Raw genomic sequence first — 21,863 nt, 5'->3', positions numbered from 1 at the left:
TGCTGCGGGCCGCTCGTCAAGCTCATACTGTTTGCACGCTGAGCCTTCGCGTTGCGCATTTGTCCCCCTCCTCCAGTGGCGCGGGAGTTCAGTAATCCCTCTTGGAAGGTGATTGTGTCGGCCTCACGTGGCCAATACCTTAAGCCGGGCTCTCTGGGCCCGGCTTTTTTTCGTCCAAATCGACCTTCGCCCTCCGCGTGTATTGACAGTTCCAGGCATACCCCGCATCATTTGCAAATGATCACGAAGTCGTGCGCAATCTCGTCGAAGGCGATCGCCTCGAAAAAAGGCCCCCATCCGGGGACCTCGGAATTTTGCGCGCGCTAGACCGACTTCGTCATCGCTGCAATCCCGAAAACCCCGCCGCCTGGACGGGGTTTTTTCATGTGCCCTCCGTCTCAGGTTTCCCGAGAAGGAGATGGAAACATGACCGGACTTGAAGATCATTTGCACGGGCTGTGGCTGCCGCTGGTGACGCCATTTCAGGGTGGCGCGCTCGACGAGCGATCGCTGCGGCGGCTGACGCGGCATTACAGCACGCAAGGCATCGACGGCCTCATCCTGGGGGCGACCTCCGGCGAAGGCATGACGTTGCGCGACGCCGAGCTCGAACGTCTCGTCGCCATCGTGCGTGATGAGATGGCGGCGGGCCGGCGCACCTTGCCGATCTGCCTCGGACTGTCGGGCGCGGACACGTCGCGGCTGAAGGACCGTCTCGACGAGACCGCAGACTGGCCGATCGACGGCTATCTGATCGCAAGCCCCTATTATGTGCGGCCCTCGCAGCGCGGATTGCTGGCGCATTTCGAGACGCTTGCCGATCACGCGGCATGGCCGCTCGCGCTCTACAACATCCCCTATCGCACCTCGGTGAACATCACCAACCAGACCATTCTGCGTCTGGCCGAGCATCCGAACATCGTCGGCATGAAGGATTGCGGCGCGAGCCGCGAGCAATCGATCGCGCTGTTGCGCGACCGGCCGAAGGAATTTCGCGTGCTCACCGGCGAGGACGCCAATTATTTCGAGGCGCTCGTCGACGGCGCCGACGGCGGCATCGTGCTGTCCGCCCATGTCGAGACGGCGACGTTTGCGGCGGTGTATGCGGAAACGAAGCGCGGCAACCACGACGCGGCGCTGGCGCGCTGGCATGAGGTCGCCGATCTGACGCGGCTGCTGTTCGCCGAACCGAGCCCGGCGCCGGCGAAGTACTGGCTGTGGCGATGCGGCCTGATCGACAGCCCCGAGGTGCGCCTGCCGATGGTGGAAGTGAGCAGCGAGCTCGCCGCCGCGATCGATCGCGAGATCGAGCGGCGGACCAAGGTTGCGGCGTAGCTGACGCTCTTCACGTCAACCGCATGTCATTCCGGGGCGCGACGAAGTCGCGAACCCGGAATGACGCCCGTGGGAATGGCACGATTTGCGTTGTGATTAACATCACCTCAATGGCCTTCGCACCCGCCGCATTCCCTATCCACGCCTCGTTTACGCAATCGCGCCTATCATTTGCTCAAGGACTTTTCACAGGGGGAATGACCATGGGGCATCGCAACCGGCCTACGGCCGCGCAGCAATTCGCGCCGGCCGATCTTTTGCAGGGAATTCTCGTCGTATCGTCGTTCGGGTTCTGGGCCGTGATGCTCGGCCTGATGCCGGTGCTGCTGCTTCGGGTCTGGCTCGCCTGAGACGGCGACTCGCGCGGATGGTTAAACCGGGATCACAAATGCGCTCAAAATGCGAGCGGGGTTGCCCGCCGGAATCTTAAAACATCCGGTCTATGGTCACGCCCAAGCGAAGAAATCGCGGGGGGCATTTGTGAATAGCCATAATGAAATGGCGTCGCATTACGACGCCGGTCAGCAGAGCTTTACCACCGAGGACATTCTCTGGGCCGTCGGCATCTGGTCGGTGATCCTGACGCTGTCGCCGGTCATCGTGTTCTACATGCTGATGGTGGCGTAGCCCTTCAGCGGATCCCGAAAACGCAAAACGCGCGGACAGTCACCGCGCGTTTTCGTCCGGGGAAATGAATAATGAAATTAAGCAGCCTGTTTGTGCATTGCGCCGGACGCCGACGCCGTGCCGCGAATGGCCTTGACTGAACGCTCGATCGCCGCCCACAGCCTTGCGATTTCCTGAGCCGCACGGCTCTCGGCCTGATATTCCCGCGCGCCTTCGCCGTGGCTCAGCGCCATCAGCAGATCCGAACGGTTGGTGATCTGGCCGCCCCACACCGGAGCGCGGAACTTCGCCAGCGCTTCGCGGGCGATGGTGACGATCGGGCTTTCGGACTCGTCGCGGCGCGCCGGCGCACCGTTGAGCACGACCGCGTAGGGCTTGCGCGCGGCGCGGCACATCTGGATGGTTTCCTGCACCGCGTTGACGTCGAACACGCCGGGACGCGCCGGAATGACCACCATCGTCGCGTTCTTGATCGCGTCGTCGACGACGGCCGAGAGGTTCGGCGGCGTGTCGATCAACACCCACTCATAACCGTCGCGCTTGGCAGCGGAGACGATGCCGCTGACGGAGTTCACGGCCGCCTTGATCGGCGGTTCGTTGGTGCCGCGCAGCTTGTGCCACAGTGTCAGCGAGCCCTGCGGGTCTGCGTCCACAAGCATGACCTGCTTGCTCGCCTTGATCTGTGCGGCAAGATGTGCGGCGAGGGTACTCTTGCCCGAGCCGCCTTTACGCGATGCGAAAACAATGACGTTCATACCTTCGGCCTCCAGATTGACCCCAGACCGCGAAAATGAATCACCGCGCTGATTCGTGAAAGAAAAATTTATCGTGAGTTGCGTTACAGCCACGAAATAACAAGGCGTGTTGGCTTTTGAGTCACACTGCGTCGCAGGACGAGATGCCGACTGCAATGAAACGCCGTGCGCGCACGCATCTGTGCGTTTTTTGAGCAGCCCTGCGAGTCGAATCGGGATGCAACCCTCCCGCGCAAACTCTCATCCGCACCTTTTCGATCGCACGCTGGTAATTGCCGCAGGCATCCGCACGGCCAGCGCGAACAAAAGGAGTCCGCGGGCTGGCGCGGAGCTGATGGCCGGACATGACGAAGGTTTCGGACAGGGAACGCTTGTGTCCCGCGCTCAGCCGTCGGTGGTCTTTTTCTTCTTGGCCGCCGGCTTGGTGCTCTTCTTCGCGGTTTTGGGCGCGATGTTGGTCGGCTTGCCGGCGCGGGCCTCGCCCGGCTCGGGTCCGCGGCGGAAGAACACCGCGCATTGCGGCGACAGCTGCGCCTTCTTCTTGATCATGCAGGCGGTGATGGCATCGACGTTCGGAACGAACTCGCTGCACAACCGCATCGCATCCGGCGAGCAGGCCTGCTGCTCCTCAGGGGTGTAGGCGAAGCCGGCACCGGGCTGGACCAGCACGGCCAGGGCCATCCCCAGGGTTGCAGCAGCCAAGGATGTCTTGAAGCGAAGCGCCGGCATCGATCCCCCCACATGTCGAGTCGGAGGGAATAGTGGGTGAACGGGGGTTCGTTGGCAACGAGGGGGGATGCGAAAGGTCGAAGCTGTGCGGTCTCGGCAACAGGGCGCGGCAACCTTACCCGCAGTCGTTCGGAGAGCGTTCGAGACGCGGAACTCTCCGCGACGTCGTGGCCGGGCTTGTCCCGGCCATCCACGCTGGCCACGCAGCACTGAGGACGTGGATGCCCGGGACAAGCCCGGGTATGACGACAGATGGGAGAGTGGAGAAGACAGCCGGGAAGCCCTCAACCAAAAACGAGAAAACAACCCCATGCACAGTAGCCAAGTCCCGGGAAACCTTACGCATTTCACCTTAGGATTTAGCGAAGTCAGATTTGACTCGTCGGGCAAAACGGGAGCATGATGCCATCATCAAAAAGATGCGCGTGGGGTGGTCGGCCTGTCTCCTGCGCTGGTCGAAAAGCGCACGAAGGGAAGCGATTTCATGGAAGGGAATGAAGCGGAGCTGCCGCTGGCGGGCGTCACCGTGGTCTCGCTCGAGCAGGCGATCGCAGCGCCGCTGGCCAGCCGGCACCTCGCGGACTGGGGCGCGCGGGTGATCAAGATCGAGCGGCCGGGCGCAGGCGATTTCTGCCGCGACTACGACCACGTCATGAACGGCATGTCGAGCCAGTTCGTCTGGACCAACCGGTCCAAGGAAAGCCTCGCCATCGACATCAAGAGCGAGGACGGCCGCGGGGTGATCGACGCCCTGCTGCCGCAGGCCGACGTGTTCATCCAGAACCTGGCGCCGGGCGCGGCCGAGCGTCTCGGCCTCGATGCCGCATCACTGTTACGAAAATACCCGCGCATCATCGCCTGCGACGTGTCGGGCTATGGCACCGGCGGCCCCTACAGCGACAAGAAGGCCTACGATCTGCTGGTCCAATGCGAGGCCGGCGTGCTCGCCATCAACGGCACCGAGGCGGAGCCGGCCAAGGTCGGGCTGTCGGTGGTCGACATCGCCACGGGCATGTACATCCTCAACGGCGTCTTGATGGCGCTGTATCGGCGCGAGCGGACCGGCAAGGGCACGGCGTTTCAGGCCTCGCTGTTCGACTCCATCACCGACTGGATGAGCTACCCCGCCTTCTACACGCAGAGCACCGGACGGCCACTGCCGCGCACCGGGGCCAGGCACGCGACGATCGCGCCCTACGGGCCGTTCCGGGTCGGCGACGGCACGACCGTCTTCTTCGGCATCCAGAACGACCGGGAATGGCGCTCGCTGTGCCGCATCGTGCTCGGCGATGCCGCACTTGCCGACGATTTGCGCTACCGCACCAATCCGCTGCGGATGCAGAACCGCGACGAGTTGCAGGCGCATATCGAGCGGCATTTTGCAACCATGACCAGCGAGGCGGTGCTGCGGCTGCTGGACGAGGCCGGGGTCGCCAATGCGCATCTGAATTCGGTCGAGGCGTTCCTGGCGCATGAGCAACTCCACGCGCGCTCCCGCGTGCAGAGCGTGGGCTCGCCATGCGGGCCGGTGATGAGCTTCCTGCCCGCGTTGACCATTCCGGGCCTCAAGCCGCGGATGGATCCGGTGCCGGATGTGGGCGAGCACAACCAGGCCATCCTCGACGAACTCGGTCTGGCGAAGGAGATTTGACGATGGCTTCGCTGCGGCCCATGCGGGCCTATCTGGCGGTCCCCGCGCATCGCGCCCGTCTCGTCGCCAAGGCGGCGGCCTCGGTGGCGGATGCGGTGTTCATGGATCTCGAGGACGCGGTGCCGCCGTCCGAGAAGAGCCTTGCGTTGAACGAGGCCGTGCAATCGCTCGCCTCGCTCGACTGGGGTGATAAGCGCGTCACGGTGCGGATCAACGCCGTCGACAGCCCCTTCATCGCGCAGGAGATCCGCGCGCTGGCGGCGCTGCCAAGGCTGGACGCGGTGATCGTGCCTAAGGCGGAGCGCCCGAGCGACATCGCCGCGATCGCCGAGCAGATGCGCGCGGCCGCGCCCGATCGTACCGCGCCGGTCGCGCTGGACTTGCTGATCGAGACCGCGCTCGGCCTCGTCAATGTCGACGCGCTCGCTGCCTGTCACGACAGCATTGCCGCGCTTCATCTCGGCGTCGGCGATTTCGCGGCATCGATCGGCGCCCGTTCCTCCGACATCGGCGTGTCGCCGGACGGTTACCGCCATGTCGGCTCGGCGCAGACCGGCTACGCCTCAGCCCCGCTCGACCTGTTCGCTTATCCGATGATGCGCCTTCTGGTCGCCGCGCGTGCGTTCGGCCTTCAGGCCATCGACGGCCCCTGCGGCGCGTTCCGCGATGAAAGGCTGACCGAGGCCAGCGCGCAAAAGGCCGCGGCGATGGGGTTCGACGGCAAGCAGGTGATCCACCCCGACCAGATCGAGCCGACGCTGCGCGCCTTCATGCCGACGGCCGCGGAGCTGGACCAGGCGCGGCGGATCGTCGAGGCCATGGAGCAGGCCGAAGCGAACGGCCAGGGCGCGGTGACGCTGGACGGCAAGATGATCGACTATGCCAATGTGCGCATGGCGCGCCGGATCATCGGGCTGGGATCGTAGCGCGGGTAATCACACATGACTTGTAACGGCGGCCGGTGCGCACGCCTCGTCCTTCGAGACGGCGCTAACGCGCCTCCTCAGGATGAGGCTCATCAGCGTCGGCGCGTTCTTGAACTGAAATCACACACTCCGTCGTCATCCTGAGGAGCCCGCTTAAAGCGGGCGTCTCGAAGGATGGCCGCGGGAATAGCTCTCATATGCGATAGCCCTGGAGTCGTAAGCACGCATGTCCACATTGCTGATCGTCGCGCCGGTGTTCGCGCTGATCGCGGCAGGCTATGCCGCGGTGCTGTTTCGCTTCGTCTCCGAGAGCGCGCACAAGGGCATCAGCGAATTCGCCTTCAGCATCGCGATCCCTGCCCTGCTGTTCCGCACCATCGTCGTCTCCGAATTCCCCGACGTCAGCCCTTGGCGGATGTGGGGCACCTATTACGGCGCTCTGGCGCTGATCTGGATCGCGGCGCTGGCGATTTCCGTGCTGCTCCGCGCACGGCGTGAAGACCGCGAGGACGGCGTCGTGTTCGCGATCGGCTCGGTCTACGGTAACATCGTGATGCTCGGCATTCCGCTCGTGCTCTCCGCGCTCGGCAACGAGGCCGCGGGGCCGATGGCGCTGATCTTGTCGGTGAACACGCCGCTGCTCTGGCTCTGCGGCATTTTGCAGATGGAGCTGGTCAATCGCAAACGCACCGGCTCGCCGCTCACGGTGATCCGCCCCGTGCTCGCCGACCTCGCCCGCAACCCGCTGATGCTGGCGATCGGCTTCGGCGTGGTCTGGCGCTTCACCGGCCTCGGCCTGACGCCCGTGGTCGACCGCACCATCGAGCTCTTGGCGCAGGCGGGCTCGCCGACCGCGCTGATCGCGCTCGGCATCAACCTGTTTCGGTTCGAGGTGAAGGGCGAGAAGCTGAGTATTCTGGTGATGTGCGCGCTGAAGCTGGCAGCGATGCCGGCCGCCGCGTTCGTGCTGGCAAGACTCCTCGACCTACCGCCGATTGCCGCCGGCGTCGTCGTGCTGTTCGCGGCAATGCCGACCGGCGCGAATGCCTACATCTTCGCGGTGCAGTATCAGCGGCTGGTGAACCCGGTCTCGGGCGCGGTGGCGCTAGGCACACTGCTGGCGGCGGCGACGCTGCCGGTGGTGGTGTGGGTGGTGGCGGGGTAGCGCGTCAAACGCGCGGATGCCCGGGGCGCGCGGACGACGCCGCGCGGCCTCGGACAGCATCTAAGCGATCAACGCAGGCCCAGGAAGGACAGTACCGCACCGATCACGACGACGAGTCCGACCAGATAGATAATCCCGTTCATGTCTCAGCTCCCTTGCTTCATCCTGCCGCAGTTCAAACACGCGAGAGCACGAAAAGGTTCGGCGGGCGGGCTGCTGTTTTCTGCTGAATGCACGGAACGAAAACGACCGATCCCGACGGGCCCCTGGCGGCATCATCCCGGCGATTTTGCCATTGCACGCAAAGGTAGCTATATTGCCAAGACACCTGTTGCAGGGAGGGTACCATGGCAAGCCGCGAAGACATGCTCGCATTGATCCGGGACGCCTACGCCGCGCGCGACGGTGGCGACACCGACGGCGTGGTAACGGCCTTTCATCCCGAGGGCGCCTTCACCCTGATGGGTGACAAGAGCGCGCTCGAAATGACAGGCCGCATGGAGGGCCGCGCGACCCTGCACGCAGCCTTCACTGAATTGACCGCCGGCTTCGGCTTCGAGGGCCGCGAGATCCTGGCCGAGCTGGTCGACGGCGACCGCGTCGCCATCCATTGCCGCGTCAATGTGCGATACAACCCGACCGGGAAGACGGTCAGCACGGAGATCCTGGACCTGTTCAGATTTCAGGACGGAAAGATCGCGGAGCTGATCGAGTTTGCGGATACGGCGCAGATCAAGGCGATGATTGCGTGAGAGGGGATGCAGCTCCGTAGCAGTTCCGCGCGCGGTCACCGCAATTCGGTAACTCACTTGCCTGCACGCCAGGCCATCTCCCAGAAGTCCGCCTCGAGCCGGGTGGCTTCCTTGAAGATCGTAATCAGCTCCGCCTCGCGGGCCGGCGTGGCGTAGCGATCGGCGAGTTGCTCCATATGCGCCCGCGCGTTGGCAGCGACCTCCTGGTACGGCGCGCCGGCGTACTCGTCGATCCAGACGCGATAGGCGTTCGTCGCGGCGTCCGCATGGCGGAGCGAGGCAAGCCGCGTCGCAATCTCCGCGTACCCGATCACGCAAGGCGCAAGCGCCACCTTGAGCGCCAGCAGATCGCCGCGCATTCCCGCATCCAGCACGTAGCGCGTATAGGCCAGCATCTCGGCCGCCGGAGGGGCCTGCTCAAGGTCGCTCGCGGAAAGGCCCCACTCGCCACAGAGCTTCACATGCAGGTTCATCTCGACGTCGAGGATGGCCGACAGGCCGGTCGCGGCCTCCCGCATGTCGGCGAGGCTGGGCGACTTGTAGACCGCGAGCGCGTAGGCGCGCGCGAACTCGATGAGGAAAAGGTAGTCCTGAACGAGGTAATGACGAAACGCAGTTTCTGGGAGCGAGCCGTCGGCCAACCCGTTCGTGAAGGGATGCTCGGTGTAGGCCCGCCACTCGGCGGGTGCTGATGTCTTGAGACGCTCGAAAAAACTCACGATGGTTTTTGCCTGCTTGCTTGTCGATGAACGTCGTTGGCTCACTACCGGTATTGCATAGCGAACCGAGGAGCTACGTGACAGCGCTGGCGATGCCGGCGCCGCACTCAGGCTGGCAAAACTGCTCGACCTGCCGCCGATCGAGGCCGGCCCCCTTAAAAGTGAGTCCTGCCGTAGGAACTTCTGGAACCACTCGGCCCATATCGAATACTTAAATATACCCACTTAATAAAGATATGGATATATTTCCGTATTCATCTACTTCATGTTTGGATATATATAAATATCCAATGTGGATCTCTGTTCAGCCATGCGGGTCGACAAATGAGTGTCAAAAAGATCGTTCAGCAGCAGTACCGCAACCTCGTCGGTGCCGCTGCCGCACGCATTGCCGGCATGAAAACGCCGCCCGAAGGCTGGCTGCGCACGGTGCGCAGCGCGCTCGGCATGTCGGGCGCGGACGTCGCAAAGGCGATGGGGGTCACCCGCGCGCGCGTCACCACCGCAGAACGCGCCGAACTCTCCGGCAGCATCACCCTGAAATCGATGCAGGCGACAGCCGAGGCGATGGGATGCCGCTTCGTCTATGCGATCATTCCGGCATCAGGAGATGTCGAGGATCTCATTGCTGCCCAGGCTCGAAAAAAGGCTGCGGCCATCGTCGATACGGCCAGCAAGCACATGGCCCTCGAAAACCAGAAACTGCCGGACGACAAGATCGCCCAGCAAGTCGAACGACTCGCCCGTGAGCTTGCGCTGGAAATGCCGCCGAATTTCTGGCGCGATCAGTGATCGGGAATCTACAGTACCCCGAGGGTGCGACGCCGCTCGATCCCAACGAGCTTGGCGGGCTCAAGCATAAGCACATCACGACGCAAGGCGAGCTGGATCAACTGGAGCAGGCCAACATCGTGTCCGGCCTGCTTTGGCTTGGTCGGCAGAAGGCGCACGTTCTGACCGACAACTTCGCCGTCACCCTGCACAAGCGCCTGTTCGGTGACGTCTGGGACTGGGCGGGAACGTTTCGAACGACCGGAAAGAACATCGGCATCGATCCGATCCACATTCCCATGGAGCTTCGAACCCTCATGGGTGACGCCCAGTATTGGGCCGACAACAAAACCTATCCGCCTTCCGAAGCCGCCATCCGGTTGCACCATCGCCTCGTCAAGATTCACCTGTTTCCCAATGGCAACGGCAGGCACGCCCGTATCATGGCGGATGCAGTGCTGGTCCGCGTCTACAAGGCCAAGCCGATCGATTGGGCGGGCGGACACGATCTTCAGCAGATGAACGAGCGGCGTGCTGCGTACATCGCGGCGCTTAGGGCCGCGGACCGGGATGACATTGGGCCGTTGATGGAGTTCGTTGGGCGGAGAGATGATCTCTGAGGCGGTGACGCCACCAAATACCTGAGGTCGCATTCTCCGGGCACTGGTACAGTTGGGTGGGCTCGAACCACCGACCTCCTGTTCCACAGACAGGCGCTCTAACCAACTGAGCTACAACTGCATCCTGGCGAGCCGCCCTTGGGCTACCTGAAAAGGCCATCGACCGAGGGGGGCTGGACGGGGCGGAAACTAGGTGCAACGGCCCGGTTTGGCAAGGCCGCAATGGGGTGAAAAACCGGGTGGAATTGCCCCCCCGGGGCGAGGAAATCGGGGCGATGGCGATGATGAGGGTATCGCTCCCCCGCTGCAGGCGGAGTCCCTTGAGGAGAAAGCCCTCAGTTGGCAGGGCTCGCTGCGGCCATCCTTCGAGACGCCCGCGTTCCGCGGGCTCCTCAGGATGACGGTGGCGTGCGCGGCGGCAATTCCAGCGGACACCGGCGCCCGTTAGCCTCATCCCGGGGAGACCGCGGAGCGGTCATCTCGGAGGACGAGGCGTGCACTCCGGCGGTTGCCTGCGCGTCCGCCTTCGCCAGGGCTTCGGCGGGACGAGCGCGAACGGCCAAGAAAAACCCGGGCGTTTCGGCCCGGGTTTCTCTCAATTCAAACCTGCCTCAGCGCTCAGGCGGCGGGCGGCATGTACTTCGAGGCGCTGGCCTTGATCGGCTCGGCGGCGGCGGTGGCTGCGCGCTGGGCGATCTCGGCGAGCTCCTTGGCCTGGGCCTGGAAGGTCTCGAGCTGCGTCTTGGAATGGCCGGTCCACAGCGCGAACGCGTCCTGCGGCGACTTCACGCTGAACAGCTGCTGGGTGAACTCGAGCTGGGCGGTGGTGTTCGCCTTCATGAACTCCATCACCTTGGCGGCGTATTCGCTCGCGCCCTTGTGGGCGGAGGAGAACACGGCCTCGACGGTGCCGTTATGGCTCTCGGCGGCGTCCTTGAACTTGGCGTAGTTCTCGCGGGCCTGCGACACGCCCTTCTCGGCGAACGCACGCATCTGCTCGGGAACCTCGAACGGGATGATCGAGGCAGAAAACGGATCAGTCGCACCTGTCATGGTTGTCCCTCACGCTAATTGAAAAATGGAGTGAGCCTTCTGGCGCGCCCGCCGGCCTACCGGGGCCTTGTCTCAGCTTTGAAACTGGCGGGAACGAAGACTGGAAACGCGAACAAACGAGATGGCTCGTCCAGTGCCCAGTATTATGGCTGCCTATCATGTCAACATTGTGCAGCGCAACGCGCCGGGAGGGTGCGCTGCGAAATTTAATCTCGGTGAGGGTGAGGTTCCGGTATGGGGGAACCGGGGGTTGCGGGGGCGGAAGTCGGGCGGCGTCAATGGTGCCCATCCTCCCCTGGAGGGGGAGGATCGGTTCGCATGAAGCAACCCGCAATGCGAACCGAGGTGGGGTGACGGTCTCTCCACCTCGCACACTGTCCGAGGGGAGAGATCACCCCACCCCGGCTCACATCGCTAGCGCGCTGCGAGCCGACCCTCCCCCTCCAGGGGAGGGTCAGGAGTCGCCGCGGATAGGCTTCGAATCCCTTGGATGAACCGGGCGGCGGCTTGCGGGGTTGGCTCGATTAAGGTTATCGCGGCTTTGGGGTACCGGCGGGGGACCCGGCCGTGGACCTGCGCGCGGGCGCGGGCGATACTAACCCTTTCTTAAGGCTGTCATTCCCGGCAGCCGCAGCTTCCAGCGCGAGACACAGCCGGTCGGATGACGAGTTCGGATTTCCAGTTGCGAGGTGTGGGCGATCCCCGGCTGGCCGTGCATGCGACCTCGCCGCTCGCGACCTGGCTGTGGTCGATCGACGGGGCGCGCGTGCTGTGGGCCAATCCGGTCGGCGCAAGACTGTTCGGCACGGCGCATGATGCAGCGCTCACGGACAAGATTTTCGGCCCCGCAGACCCCCATCGCCGCCAGATCGCCCGGCTCGCCCTGCAGCTGCCGGCCAACGGCACCGTGCGGCTCGAACGGCTGCGCGGCTTCGGCGCAAAGCTCGGCACGCTGATGACCTGCGCCTGCGCCCGGCTCGACTTTGCCGATGGTGGACAGGCCGTGCTCGTCACCGCGATGGACCCGAGCTTGCGCACCATGCCGCTGGTCGAGCGGCTGCATCGCCTGGTCGAGGCTGCGACGACGCCGATGGCGGCGTTCGCGCCCGACGGACTGTTCGTCGGCGCCAGTGCAGCCGCCCGCGCCCTGCTCGGCTTCCGCGATCTCGGCGAGGCCGGGCTCGAACAGGCGCGCAGCGATGCGCTTCGCGACGGCCGCGCCGAGACGCCGATCGGCATCGGCCAGATGGTGCTGCAGCGGGTCGGCCGCGGCGCCGATGTCGGGCTGGTCGCGCTGATCGAGCCTGCCGCGCAGGCTGCGCCGGAAGCGGCCGCGCCCGAGAGCACGCCCGAGGTCGCAGCAAACGAAGCGCCGGTTGAATCCGCGCCGCAGCCTGAGCAGATGCCAGGCGAGACGCCGCCATCGCAAGATGCGCAGCAGGATGCGCAGGCGGGCATCGCCCTGTTCGACGCCTTCGCCGAGCCGGGCGAAACAACCGCGCCCGCGCCGCCGCCTGACGAGGCGGCAGCGGAGATCGCAACGAGCGAGCAAGTCGCCGCGGATCTGGTCGAAGAGACTGTGCCGGAGCCGGACGCGGCCGCGCAGAGCGCCGACGTCGCGCCAGAGACTCCGGTTGAAAACCCGCATCAAGCCATGGTGTCGCCGCAGGATGCGCCGATCACATCGGGCATGGTCGAGCCGCCGTCGGGCCGGGAATCGTCGGGCCACGAGCCGCCCGCGCCGCGTCAGCATCCGCTGCGCTTCCTCTGGCAGATGGATGCAGAGGGCCGCTTTGTGCTTCTCTCGGACGAATTCATCCACCTGATTGGCGCGGGCACCGCCTCAGGCTTCGGCCGCCCCTGGCGCGACATCGCCGAGCAATTTTCACTCGATCCGGAGGGGCGCGTCGCGCAGGCGCTTGCAAGCCACGACACCTGGGCCGGGATCACCGTGAACTGGCCGGCCGACGGCGGCGCAGCTCTGCCGGTCGAGCTCGCCGGCCTGCCGGTCTACGATTCCTCGCGCAATTTCGCCGGCTTCAAGGGCTTTGGCGTCTGCCGCGATCTCGACGGCCTCAACCGACTGGAAGCGCTGAGACGCTTTGAGCTGGTGGCCGCGCCGCCGGCGCAGCACGGCCCGCTGGCCGAACCGGTCGCGGAGGTGCCGCCTCCGCCGATCGAGCCACCCGAGCCCGAGCCGACATCCGAACCCCAACTGCTTGAACCCACCAGCGACGCGAATTCACACCCAACCGATCCGGACAGACACGTGGAAACGCCAGTCGAAACCCCTCAGAATGTCGTGCCGTTCCGCCCGCACGGCGATGTCAGATCACCCAGTGATCAGAGATCGCCGACGCTGACGCCGGTCGAGAACAGCGCGTTCAACGAGCTCGCCCGGCAATTGTCCGAGCGGCTCGAACGCGAGCGCGAGACGATCGCGGCTGAAAGCGCCGAGCCCGTGGTGGAGATGACCACCGAGCCGCCGGCGCCGGAGCCCGAGCCGCCACACGCGCCGGCCGAATGGCTGACCGAGCCCGCGCCACCGCCACGCGGCGCCAGCGCGCGCGACCGCGCTCTGCTCGACCTGTTGCCGACGGGCATCCTGATCTACCGGCTCGACCGCCTGCTCTACGCCAACCCGGCGTTTCTCGCGCGCATGGGCTATGCCGGCATCGCTGCGCTGGAGGACGCCGGCGGGCTCGATGCGCTCTATGTCGAGCCCGGCGTGTCCTCGGCCAGCAGCACCTCGCAAGCCGGCACGCCGGTCACGATCAGCGCGACGCTCGCGAACGGCGAGCAGCCGCTTGCGACCACGGAAGCGCATCTGCACACGATCGACTGGGACGGCGAGAGCGCGCATGCGTTGATCTGCGCGCTGCCGCAGGCGGCGCCTGTCATCGCCGGGACGATCGTTGCCGAATCTCTCGTCGCCGAATCCTTCCCCGACGCGCCCGAGCTGGACTCCGCAGCCGGCGACGCCGACGCCGAGGATCTCGCCGCGATCCTCGACACCACGGCCGAGGGCATCGTCATGTTCGATGCCGAAGGCAACATCCACGCCTGCAACCGCAGCGCCGAGGCGCTGTTCGGCTATGACGGCGAAGCGTTGCTGCAGCAGAATCTGGTGACGCTGTTCGCGCCCGAGAGCCAGCAGATCGTCGCCGACTATCTCGAAAGCGTGAAGAGCCAGGATATCGCGAGCCTGCTCGACCACGGCCGCGAGGTGCTGGGACGCGAGAAGAACGGCGGCGTGCTGCCGCTCGCGATGATCATGGGCCGCACGCGGCCCGATGGTCCGAACTTCTTCGCCGTGTTCCGCGATCTCTCCCACGCGAAGAAGGACGAGAGCGAGCTGACGCAGGCCCGCCACCTCGTCCACAACGCGGCCAACGCCAAGGCCGACATGCTGGCGCGGATCAGCCACGAGATCCGCACGCCGCTCAACGCCATCATCGGCTTTGCCGAGGTGATGATCTCGGAGCGCTTCGGCACGCTCGGCAATGATCGCTACGGCGAATACATGAAGGACATCCGCGCCTCCGGCGAGCGCGTCATCGCGATCATCGACGATCTGCTGGAGCTGTCGCGAATCGAAACCGGCAAGCTCGACCTGAATTTTGCGAGTTTGAACCTCAACGACCTCGTCGAGGCCTGTGTCACCGTGATGCAGCCGCAGGCCAATCGCGAACGCATCATCATCCGCACCTCGCTCGCCCACGCGCTGCCGCAGGTGACGGCGGATGCACGCGCGCTGCGGCAGATCACCATGAACCTGATCTCGAACTCGATCCGGCTCGCCAGCGCCGGCGGCCAGGTCATCGTCTCCACCGCGCTATCCGACCGCGGCGAGATCGCGCTTCGCATCCGCGACACCGGCCATGGCCTCAGCGAGCGCGAAGTCGCCGCCGCGATGGAGCCGTTCCGCACCCCGCCGCCCGGCGACGCCGCGGACAATTCCGCGCTGAGCCTGTCGCTGACCAAGGCCCTGGTCGAAGCCAATCGCGCCCAGTTCAACATCAAGAGCGCAGGCCACGGTACGCTGATCGAAGTGGTGTTCGCGCCGGTGGTGGCGGGAGCATAGACGGCGCGGCGGACAAGCCTTGTAGCCCGGGTGAGCGAAGCGATAACCGGGCAGGTCCCGCATATCGCTCCGCTCATGCGGGCTACGCAGATGTTGTCTCTTGCGGCGACCTCACGCCGCGCGCACGGTCTCCAGGAACCTGCTCACCTCGATCTTCAGCCGGCTGCTGTCGTTCGACAGCGACTGCGCCGCGGAGAGCACCTGGGAGGAGGCAGAACCGGTCTCGGTCGCGCCCTGCCTGACGCTGCTGATGTTGGCGCTGACCTGGGTGGTGCCGGCGGCCGCATTCTGGACGTTGCGCGAGATCTCGCCCGTCGCGGCGCCCTGCTCTTCCACGGCGGCGGCGATGGTGGAGGAGATCTCGGACAGCCGCTCGATGGTGCCGCCGATGGTCTTGATGGCGCCGACCGAATCCTCCGTCGCGACCTGGATGCTGGAAATCTGCTGACCGATGTCGCCGGTGGCCTTCGCGGTCTGCTCGGCCAGCGCCTTCACTTCCGAGGCCACCACGGCAAAGCCGCGCCCGGCTTCGCCGGCACGCGCGGCCTCGATGGTGGCATTGAGCGCCAGCAAATTGGTCTGGCCCGCGATGGCGCTGATGAGTTCGACCACGTCGCCGATGCGCGCGGCCGCCCTCGACAATTCGCCGACCCGGTCGTTGGTCTGCCCGGCCTGGCTGACGGCCTCGCCGGCGATGCGCGCGGAGGCCTGCACCTGGCGGCTGATCTCGTGGACGGAGGCGGTCAGCTCCTCCGCGGCTGAGGCCACCGACTGCACGTTGGTCGCGGCCTCTTCCGAGGCCGCCTCGACCAGCATGGCGAGCTCGGTCGAGCGGCTGGCTGTGGTGGTCAGCGAGGTCGCCGATGCCTCGAGCTCGTTGGCGGCCGACGACACGGTCTCGACGATCTCGCCGATCGCGCCTTCGAAATCGTCGGCCATCCTGATCATGTCGGCACGGCGGCGTTCGGCGGCGAGCTTGTCCTGCCTCATCTTCTCTTCCGCCTCTTCCTGCGCCTTGCGCTCGGCATTGACCTTGAACGTCTCGACGGCCTGCGCGATCTCGCCGATCTCGTCGGGACGACCGAGTCCGGGCAGAACGATGGCGAAATTGCCGTTGGCGAGCTCGATCATCGCCGCCCGCATCGCCGTCAGCGGCTTGGAGACCGAGCGGCCGATAAAGATGCCGAGGCCGAGCACGCCGGATGCGATCAGCGCGATCGCGACGCCGATCCACCATTGGATGCCGTCGCGCTGGGCATCGTTCAACCGGTCGGCTTCGGCGCGGATCTGGTCGACCGATTTCGAGACCTGCTCGATGACGGGCTCGACCGCGGAGAAGGCCTCCGACATCGCCTTCAGTTCGCTCGCCAGAGCGAGTGCGGTTTCCATCCAGGCGGAGAAGTCACGCTGGTAGTCGGCGAGCTTCTGGCGCAACTCGGCCTTCGCAGCGCCGGGAATGGAGGGGTCGTCGAGGCCGGTCACGAACTCGGCCGCACGCTTCCTGATGTCGTCGCCGTATTTGGCGTCGCGACGCAGCATGAAGTCCTTCTCGTGCCGGCGCATCATCAGCATGGTCACCTTGAGCGACGGATTCCGGAGCTCATCGACCCTGGTTTCGATGCCGTGGACCGAGGCCCGCAAGCGGCCTTCGAGACCGGACTTTTCGTCGAGCCCGAGCCGCTGTCTCTGCTCGACCACCGCGGCGAAACGGGCCTGATAGGTGTTCAGCGATGCGGTCATCGCGTCGATCCTCGCGACCAGCTCGGGCTTGCCGAGGGCTGCAATCCCGGCGCGGAGCTTTTCGATATCGAGGGAAACCTGTCTGCTGATCTCGGCCTGGCGCTGCGCCTTGGTTGGATCGCTGCGCAGGAGGAAGTCCTTCTCGGCGCGGCGCGCCTCGAGCAGCTCGACGGCGATCCTGCTATTCAGCTCCTGGATTGCGCGCGCATTCTCGGCAGCGTTGCGATAGACCGTCATCGCATTCTCGCCATAGAGGTGGATGCCGCCGATCAGGACGACCCCAATGACGCCGACGACGCCGATTGCCGTGATCTTGTGCGTGAGACGCAGGGAGAGAAGCCGCATCTGACGAATCCCCGATGGTGGCAGATACGGTTGATGAAGCGATAATGCGGCAAAAACTTCCGTTAATTTCCCGGCACGTATGAATACGTGTATTTGTCATTATGCTCGCCATATGCACGTTTGAATGCACACGGCGTTACATACGTTGCCAATTTTTCCCGATAGGAACCAATGGCGCGCCGCGGCTTTGAAGCACACTTGCGTCCCGCCGCCTTACAGCGCCCTGTCCTTCCGCGATGACCCAGCCAGCCAAAAGCTCCTGATCCGATGTCCGGCCGAGCGAAATCCGTGGCCTCCAAGCCGCCTGCGCCCACGCGGAAGGAGAGCACCGCCGACCGAAAGCCGCTTCCTTCGGGTGCGAGCGCGCGGATGAATGCCCGCATCGCGCTTGCACTCGCCCTGGCTGCGCTGGGCTTGTGGACGGCAGCCGGCTTTCTGCCGGCGCTGATATGGTCGGCAATCCTGGCAATTACCTTGTGGCCGCTCTACACCAAATTCGCAAAGCGCATGACGTCCGGCCCTTCTGCGGCGGCGGCTCTGGTGTTCACCCTCATCGTGGCGCTCGTTCTGTTCACGCCGATGGCACTCGCGGTCTATCAGATCGCCGAGCAGGGCGACGTGCTGGTCGGCTGGATGAAGAAAGCCGGCGAGAGCGGGATCGACGTGCCCGATTGGCTCGCCCGCCTGCCGATCGCCGCCGAGGGCGTGCAGCAATGGTGGCGCGACAATTTATCGGATCCGAAGGCCGCTGCGGCCTGGCTCAAGAGCGTAAACATGGACGATGCGTCGAACCTGCTGCGGACGTTCGGCGCCCAATTGCTGCACCGCCTGTTCCTGTTGCTCTTCTCGCTGCTCGCCCTGTTCGTCCTGCTCCGCAACGGGCGCCTGCTCGCCAACCGCATTCTCGAGACATGCGACAAGCTGTTCGGAGAGGCCGGCGAGGGCTTGATGGAGAAGATGGTCGATGCCACGCGCGGCACCGTGAACGGCACGGTGCTGGTCGCCGTCGGCGAAGGCCTGCTGATCGGCGTCGGATATCTCATTGCGGGCGTGCCCAACGCCATCGTATTCACGATTCTCACCACGGCATTGGCGATGCTGCCGTTCGGCGCCTGGGCCGCTTTCAGCGCTGCGGCGCTGATCCTGGTTTCCGGTGGCGGCAGCGGATTTGCGGCCGCCGGTGTCTTCTTCTGGGGTGCGATCGTGATGTTCGCCGGGGATCATTTCGTTTGGCCGACCCTGGTGGGCGACTCCGCGCGGCTTCCGTTTCTGCTCGCGTTCGTCGGAATCTTCGGCGGCCTTGCGGCGTTCGGCCTGCTGGGTCTGTTCCTCGGCCCGGTGATCATGGCGGCGTTGATGGTGGTCTGGCGTGAGTGGATCTTCCGCCCGACCGTCCGCGATACCGCGGCTTGATCCGGCGCGAGCGCATCCATGCGCCGCGCCGGATCAATTCGTCGACTTAGCTGTAGATCTCGAACAGGCCGGCGCCACCCTGGCCGCCGCCGATGCACATCGTCACCACGCCCCACTTCGCCTTGCGGCGCGCGCCTTCCTGCAGCAGATGGCCTGTGCAGCGTGCACCCGTCATGCCGAAGGGATGTCCGATCGCGATCGAGCCGCCATTGACGTTGTACTTGGCAGGATCGATGCCGAGTTTGTCGCGCGAGTAGAGGCACTGGCTGGCGAAAGCTTCGTTGAGCTCCCAGAGATCGATGTCGTCGATCTTCAGGCCATGACGCTTCAACAGCTTCGGCACCGCGAAGATCGGGCCGATGCCCATCTCGTCGGGCTCGCAGCCCGCGGTCGCCCAAGCGACAAAGCGGCCGAGCGGCTTGAGGCCGCGCTTCTCGGCGTCCTTGGCTTCCATCAGCACCACGGCCGCCGCGCCGTCCGACAGCTGGCTGGCGTTGCCGGCAGTGACGAACTTGCCCGGGCCCTTCACCGGCTCGAGCTTGGCGAGCCCCTCCAGCGTGGTCTCGGGCCGGTTGCACTCGTCGCGATCGACGACGTAGTCGACGATGCTCTCGGCCTTGGTCGCCTTGTCGACGACCTTCATCCGGGTCTTCATCGGGACGATCTCGTCCTTGAACTTGCCAGCCTGCTGCGCGGCCGCCATACGACGCTGCGACTCCAGCGAATACTCGTCCTGATATTCACGGCTGAGCTTGTAGCGCTCGGCGACGATGTCGGCGGTGTCGATCATCGCCATGAAGATGTCGGGCGCGACCTTGAGCAATTCAGGATCGATCGATTCCTTCGGCGTGCCGCCGCCCGGCATCGAGATGCTCTCGACGCCGCCGGCGACGATGCAGTCGGCGCCGTCGGAACGGATCGAGTTGGCGGCCATCGCGATGGTTTGAAGCCCCGAGGAGCAGAAGCGGTTCACCGAGACGCCGGCGGTGGTCTTCGGCAGGCCGGCGAGTAGCGCGGCCTGGCGGCCGATGTTCGGCGCGCCATGCGCGCAATTGCCGAGATAGCAGTCCTCGACATAGTCCTTCTCGACGCCGGCGCGCTTCACCGCGTGCTGGATGGCGTGGGCCGCAAGCGACATCGGCGGCGTGATGTTGAACCCGCCGCGGCCGGATTTTGCGAGGCCCGTGCGCGCATAGGAAACGATGACGGCTTCACGCATGTGTTTCTCCCTTGTCGAACGATTTTGAACGGAGCGTGGATACGAGGCGTTCTGGGCGCCATTGGTACACAAAGATTGGCGAGCGGGGGAGAAATAAAGCGCGGCGGTACATCAACAAAGCGCCGCACTCGTAAGCCGGGGGCGGCGTTGTTCCGCAGGTCGGAATTTATGATATGATGACCGTCATTACGGAGCGCGCGCACCGCTCATCATGCCCGGGCTTGTCCCGGGCATCCACGTTCTTCGTGCCGTGCGGCAAGGCGTGGATGGCCGGGACAAGCCCGGCCATGACGACGGGGAAAGCTCGACTAGAACGTCAGCGCCTTGACCTGCTTGACCTGCGGCAGCGCCTGGACCTTGGCGAGCAGATCGGCCGGCACCGCGCCGTCGACCTCGACGAGGGCAATGGCATCGCTGCCGGGCGCGACGCGGCCGAGATGGAAGGTGGCGATGTTGAGCTTGGCATCGCCCAAGAGGCTCGCGAACTTGCCGATGAAGCCCGGCTTGTCCTCGTTGGTGATGTAGATCATCGACTTGCCGAATTCGGCGTCGACACGGATGCCCTTGATGTCGACGAGCCGCGGCTTGCCGTCGGCATAGACGGTGCCCGAGACCGACCGCTCCTGCCGCTCGGTGGTGACGGTGACCGTGATCAGGCTCTCGTAGTCGCTCTGGGCGGCGCGGACGATCTCGTCCACCACCATGCCGCGCTCCTTGGCGATGACAGGCGCAGAGACCACGTTGATCTCACCCAGCATCGGCCGCAGCAGGCCCGACAGCACGGCGGAGGTGATCGCCTTGATCTTCATCTCGGCGACATGGCCCTCATAGGTGATCTCGACCTTGAGGATGCCGCTCTCGGTGAGCTGTCCCGCGAACGAGCCGAGCTTCTCGGCGAGCGAGATGAACGGCTTCAGCTTCGGCGCTTCCTCGGCCGTGATCGAGGGGAAGTTGACCGCGTTCGAGATCGCGCCCGACAGCAGGTAGTCGGACATCTGCTCGGCGACCTGGAGCGCGACGTTCTCCTGCGCTTCGGTGGTGGAGGCGCCGAGATGCGGCGTGCAGATCACGTTAGGATGGCCGAACAGCACGTTCTTGGTGGCGGGCTCCTCGACGAAGACGTCGAAGGCGGCGCCGGCGATGTGCTTGGAATTGAGCGCATCGACCACCGCCTGCTCGTCGACGAGGCCGCCGCGGGCGCAGTTGATCAGGCGCACGCCCTTCTTCATCTTGGCGATTGCAACCGCGTCGATGATGTTCTTCGTCTTCTCCGTCAGCGGCGTGTGCAGCGTGATGAAGTCGGCGCGCTTGAGCAGATCGTCGAGCTCCACCTTCTCGACGCCGATGTCCCTGGCACGCTCCGGCGACAGGAACGGATCGAACGCGATCACCTTCATGCGCAGGCCGAGCGCGCGGTCGGCGACGATCGAGCCGATATTGCCGCAGCCGACCACGCCGAGCACCTTGCCGGTGATCTCGACGCCCATGAAGCGGTTCTTCTCCCACTTGCCGGCCTGGGTCGAGGCGTCCGCCTGCGGGATCTCGCGCGCGAGCGCCAGCATCAGGGTGATGGCGTGCTCGGCGGTCGTGATCGAATTGCCGAACGGCGTGTTCATCACGATGATGCCCTTGGCCGTGGCAGCGGGGATCTCGACATTGTCGACGCCGATGCCGGCGCGGCCGATCACCTTGAGATTGGTCGCCTTGTCGAGGATCTTTGCGGTTGCCTTGGTCGCGGAACGGATCGCGAGGCCGTCGTAATTGCCGATGATCTCGGCGAGCTTGTCCTTGTCCTTGCCGAGGTTGGGCTGGAAGTCGACCTCGACGCCGCGGTCTTTGAATATCTGCACGGCAGCGGGCGAGAGCGCGTCGGAGATGAGAACTTTGGGTTTGGTCATGGGAATGATCCGTGGTGCGAGCTGCAGTTACGGAACGTCATCCGCGGGCCTGACCCGCGGA

18 protein-coding genes and 1 tRNA gene are annotated in these 21,863 nt (G+C 65.0%); 11 read left to right on the top strand and 8 right to left on the bottom strand.

Going from position 1 to position 21,863, the window contains the following annotated elements; translation table 11 throughout:
• The first annotated feature begins 426 nt into the window (after positions 1 to 426).
• The 3 genes from CIT40_RS06350 (at position 427) to CIT40_RS06340 (ending at position 1,962) form a co-directional block, all read left to right on the top strand.
• The gene (locus CIT40_RS06350; RefSeq protein ID WP_094895083.1) at positions 427 to 1,335 is read left to right on the top strand and encodes a 4-hydroxy-tetrahydrodipicolinate synthase family protein; all 909 of its coding nucleotides are present in this window, start codon (positions 427 to 429) and stop codon (positions 1,333 to 1,335) included.
• A gap of 203 nt (positions 1,336 to 1,538) precedes the next feature.
• Positions 1,539 to 1,685, top strand: coding sequence for a hypothetical protein (locus tag CIT40_RS06345; RefSeq protein WP_167443328.1), 147 nt, complete (start codon positions 1,539 to 1,541; stop codon positions 1,683 to 1,685).
• A 130-nt stretch (positions 1,686 to 1,815) separates the two neighbouring features.
• Complete coding sequence (locus CIT40_RS06340) at positions 1,816 to 1,962, top strand: hypothetical protein (RefSeq protein ID WP_162307302.1); 147 nt, start codon at positions 1,816 to 1,818, stop codon at positions 1,960 to 1,962.
• 77 nt (positions 1,963 to 2,039) lie between these two features.
• Here CIT40_RS06340 and CIT40_RS06335 read toward each other — a convergent pair whose 3' ends face one another.
• Positions 2,040 to 2,717 carry a ParA family protein gene (locus CIT40_RS06335; protein WP_028150667.1) on the bottom strand — a complete coding sequence of 226 codons (678 nt, stop codon included), beginning with the start codon at positions 2,715 to 2,717 and terminating at the stop codon, positions 2,040 to 2,042.
• Between the two features lie 384 nt (positions 2,718 to 3,101).
• A complete protein-coding gene (locus tag CIT40_RS06330) occupies positions 3,102 to 3,446 on the bottom strand; it encodes a hypothetical protein (protein WP_094895081.1) in 345 nt (114 codons plus the stop codon).
• Between the two features lie 484 nt (positions 3,447 to 3,930).
• On the opposite strand from CIT40_RS06330, the gene CIT40_RS06325 reads away from it, so the two are divergent.
• From CIT40_RS06325 to CIT40_RS06310, 4 genes are all read left to right on the top strand, one after another.
• Positions 3,931 to 5,097: a CaiB/BaiF CoA transferase family protein gene (locus tag CIT40_RS06325; protein ID WP_094895164.1), complete on the top strand. Its 1,167-nt coding sequence runs from the start codon at positions 3,931 to 3,933 to the stop codon at positions 5,095 to 5,097.
• 2 nt (positions 5,098 to 5,099) lie between these two features.
• Entirely contained in the window at positions 5,100 to 6,023 is a 924-nt protein-coding gene (locus CIT40_RS06320; protein WP_094895080.1) for an HpcH/HpaI aldolase/citrate lyase family protein, read from the top strand.
• Between the two features lie 226 nt (positions 6,024 to 6,249).
• Positions 6,250 to 7,188, top strand: coding sequence for an AEC family transporter (locus tag CIT40_RS06315; protein WP_094895079.1), 939 nt, complete (start codon positions 6,250 to 6,252; stop codon positions 7,186 to 7,188).
• A 347-nt stretch (positions 7,189 to 7,535) separates the two neighbouring features.
• The gene (locus CIT40_RS06310) at positions 7,536 to 7,940 is read left to right on the top strand and encodes a nuclear transport factor 2 family protein (protein ID WP_094895078.1); all 405 of its coding nucleotides are present in this window, start codon (positions 7,536 to 7,538) and stop codon (positions 7,938 to 7,940) included.
• A 53-nt stretch (positions 7,941 to 7,993) separates the two neighbouring features.
• On the opposite strand, the gene tenA is transcribed toward CIT40_RS06310, so the two are convergent.
• On the bottom strand, positions 7,994 to 8,659 hold the full coding sequence (gene tenA / locus CIT40_RS06305) for a thiaminase II (RefSeq protein WP_094895077.1): 666 nt from the start codon (positions 8,657 to 8,659) through the stop codon (positions 7,994 to 7,996).
• 324 nt (positions 8,660 to 8,983) lie between these two features.
• Here tenA and CIT40_RS06300 point away from each other — a divergent pair, with 324 nt between their 5' ends.
• Both CIT40_RS06300 and CIT40_RS06295 read left to right on the top strand, forming a co-directional pair.
• Positions 8,984 to 9,451 (top strand): mobile mystery protein A, encoded by a 468-nt coding sequence (locus tag CIT40_RS06300; protein ID WP_094895076.1) that lies wholly within the window; start codon positions 8,984 to 8,986, stop codon positions 9,449 to 9,451.
• Complete coding sequence (locus tag CIT40_RS06295) at positions 9,448 to 10,050, top strand: mobile mystery protein B (RefSeq protein WP_094895075.1); 603 nt, start codon at positions 9,448 to 9,450, stop codon at positions 10,048 to 10,050. Before CIT40_RS06300 ends, CIT40_RS06295 begins: the two co-directional genes overlap by 4 nt.
• A 44-nt stretch (positions 10,051 to 10,094) precedes the next feature.
• On the opposite strand, the gene CIT40_RS06290 is transcribed toward CIT40_RS06295, so the two are convergent.
• A tRNA-His gene (locus CIT40_RS06290) sits at positions 10,095 to 10,171 on the bottom strand.
• A 497-nt stretch (positions 10,172 to 10,668) separates the two neighbouring features.
• Complete coding sequence (locus CIT40_RS06285; protein WP_094895074.1) at positions 10,669 to 11,103, bottom strand: phasin; 435 nt, start codon at positions 11,101 to 11,103, stop codon at positions 10,669 to 10,671.
• A gap of 661 nt (positions 11,104 to 11,764) precedes the next feature.
• Here CIT40_RS06285 and CIT40_RS06280 point away from each other — a divergent pair.
• Positions 11,765 to 15,187 (top strand): PAS domain-containing sensor histidine kinase, encoded by a 3,423-nt coding sequence (locus CIT40_RS06280; protein WP_094895073.1) that lies wholly within the window; start codon positions 11,765 to 11,767, stop codon positions 15,185 to 15,187.
• A 111-nt stretch (positions 15,188 to 15,298) separates the two neighbouring features.
• Here the strand turns inward: CIT40_RS06280 and CIT40_RS06275 are convergent, their stop codons facing one another.
• Positions 15,299 to 17,272 (bottom strand): methyl-accepting chemotaxis protein, encoded by a 1,974-nt coding sequence (locus CIT40_RS06275; protein WP_094895072.1) that lies wholly within the window; start codon positions 17,270 to 17,272, stop codon positions 15,299 to 15,301.
• Positions 17,273 to 17,641: 369 nt separating this feature from the next.
• On the opposite strand from CIT40_RS06275, the gene CIT40_RS06270 reads away from it, so the two are divergent.
• The gene (locus tag CIT40_RS06270) at positions 17,642 to 18,685 is read left to right on the top strand and encodes an AI-2E family transporter (RefSeq protein ID WP_244611918.1); all 1,044 of its coding nucleotides are present in this window, start codon (positions 17,642 to 17,644) and stop codon (positions 18,683 to 18,685) included.
• Between the two features lie 46 nt (positions 18,686 to 18,731).
• On the opposite strand, the gene CIT40_RS06265 is transcribed toward CIT40_RS06270, so the two are convergent.
• Both CIT40_RS06265 and serA read right to left on the bottom strand, forming a co-directional pair.
• Entirely contained in the window at positions 18,732 to 19,904 is a 1,173-nt protein-coding gene (locus CIT40_RS06265) for a thiolase family protein (protein ID WP_094895070.1), read from the bottom strand.
• A 308-nt stretch (positions 19,905 to 20,212) separates the two neighbouring features.
• On the bottom strand, positions 20,213 to 21,802 hold the full coding sequence (gene serA / locus CIT40_RS06260) for a phosphoglycerate dehydrogenase (RefSeq protein WP_094895069.1): 1,590 nt from the start codon (positions 21,800 to 21,802) through the stop codon (positions 20,213 to 20,215).
• Positions 21,803 to 21,863: the final 61 nt, after the last annotated feature.

The sequence above is a fragment of the Bradyrhizobium amphicarpaeae genome (assembly GCF_002266435.3).
Taxonomy (GTDB): Bacteria; Pseudomonadota; Alphaproteobacteria; order Rhizobiales; family Xanthobacteraceae; genus Bradyrhizobium; species Bradyrhizobium amphicarpaeae.
The sequence above is the reverse complement of the archived record's forward strand: the minus strand, read 5'-3'. Positions and strand labels throughout refer to the sequence as shown.

Coding starts and splice junctions, on each gene's coding strand:
- CIT40_RS06300 (WP_094895076.1), top strand. CDS start 8,984: ATGAGTGTCAAAAAGATCGTTCAGCAGCAGTACCGCAACCTCGTCGGT.
- CIT40_RS06325 (WP_094895164.1), top strand. CDS start 3,931: ATGGAAGGGAATGAAGCGGAGCTGCCGCTGGCGGGCGTCACCGTGGTC.
- CIT40_RS06350 (WP_094895083.1), top strand. CDS start 427: ATGACCGGACTTGAAGATCATTTGCACGGGCTGTGGCTGCCGCTGGTG.
- CIT40_RS06270 (WP_244611918.1), top strand. CDS start 17,642: ATGAATGCCCGCATCGCGCTTGCACTCGCCCTGGCTGCGCTGGGCTTG.
- CIT40_RS06315 (WP_094895079.1), top strand. CDS start 6,250: ATGTCCACATTGCTGATCGTCGCGCCGGTGTTCGCGCTGATCGCGGCA.
- CIT40_RS06265 (WP_094895070.1), bottom strand. CDS start 19,904: ATGCGTGAAGCCGTCATCGTTTCCTATGCGCGCACGGGCCTCGCAAAA.
- CIT40_RS06335 (WP_028150667.1), bottom strand. CDS start 2,717: ATGAACGTCATTGTTTTCGCATCGCGTAAAGGCGGCTCGGGCAAGAGT.
- CIT40_RS06275 (WP_094895072.1), bottom strand. CDS start 17,272: ATGCGGCTTCTCTCCCTGCGTCTCACGCACAAGATCACGGCAATCGGC.
- CIT40_RS06280 (WP_094895073.1), top strand. CDS start 11,765: ATGACGAGTTCGGATTTCCAGTTGCGAGGTGTGGGCGATCCCCGGCTG.
- CIT40_RS06285 (WP_094895074.1), bottom strand. CDS start 11,103: ATGACAGGTGCGACTGATCCGTTTTCTGCCTCGATCATCCCGTTCGAG.
- CIT40_RS06310 (WP_094895078.1), top strand. CDS start 7,536: ATGGCAAGCCGCGAAGACATGCTCGCATTGATCCGGGACGCCTACGCC.
- CIT40_RS06330 (WP_094895081.1), bottom strand. CDS start 3,446: ATGCCGGCGCTTCGCTTCAAGACATCCTTGGCTGCTGCAACCCTGGGG.
- CIT40_RS06345 (WP_167443328.1), top strand. CDS start 1,539: ATGGGGCATCGCAACCGGCCTACGGCCGCGCAGCAATTCGCGCCGGCC.
- serA (WP_094895069.1), bottom strand. CDS start 21,802: ATGACCAAACCCAAAGTTCTCATCTCCGACGCGCTCTCGCCCGCTGCC.
- CIT40_RS06320 (WP_094895080.1), top strand. CDS start 5,100: ATGGCTTCGCTGCGGCCCATGCGGGCCTATCTGGCGGTCCCCGCGCAT.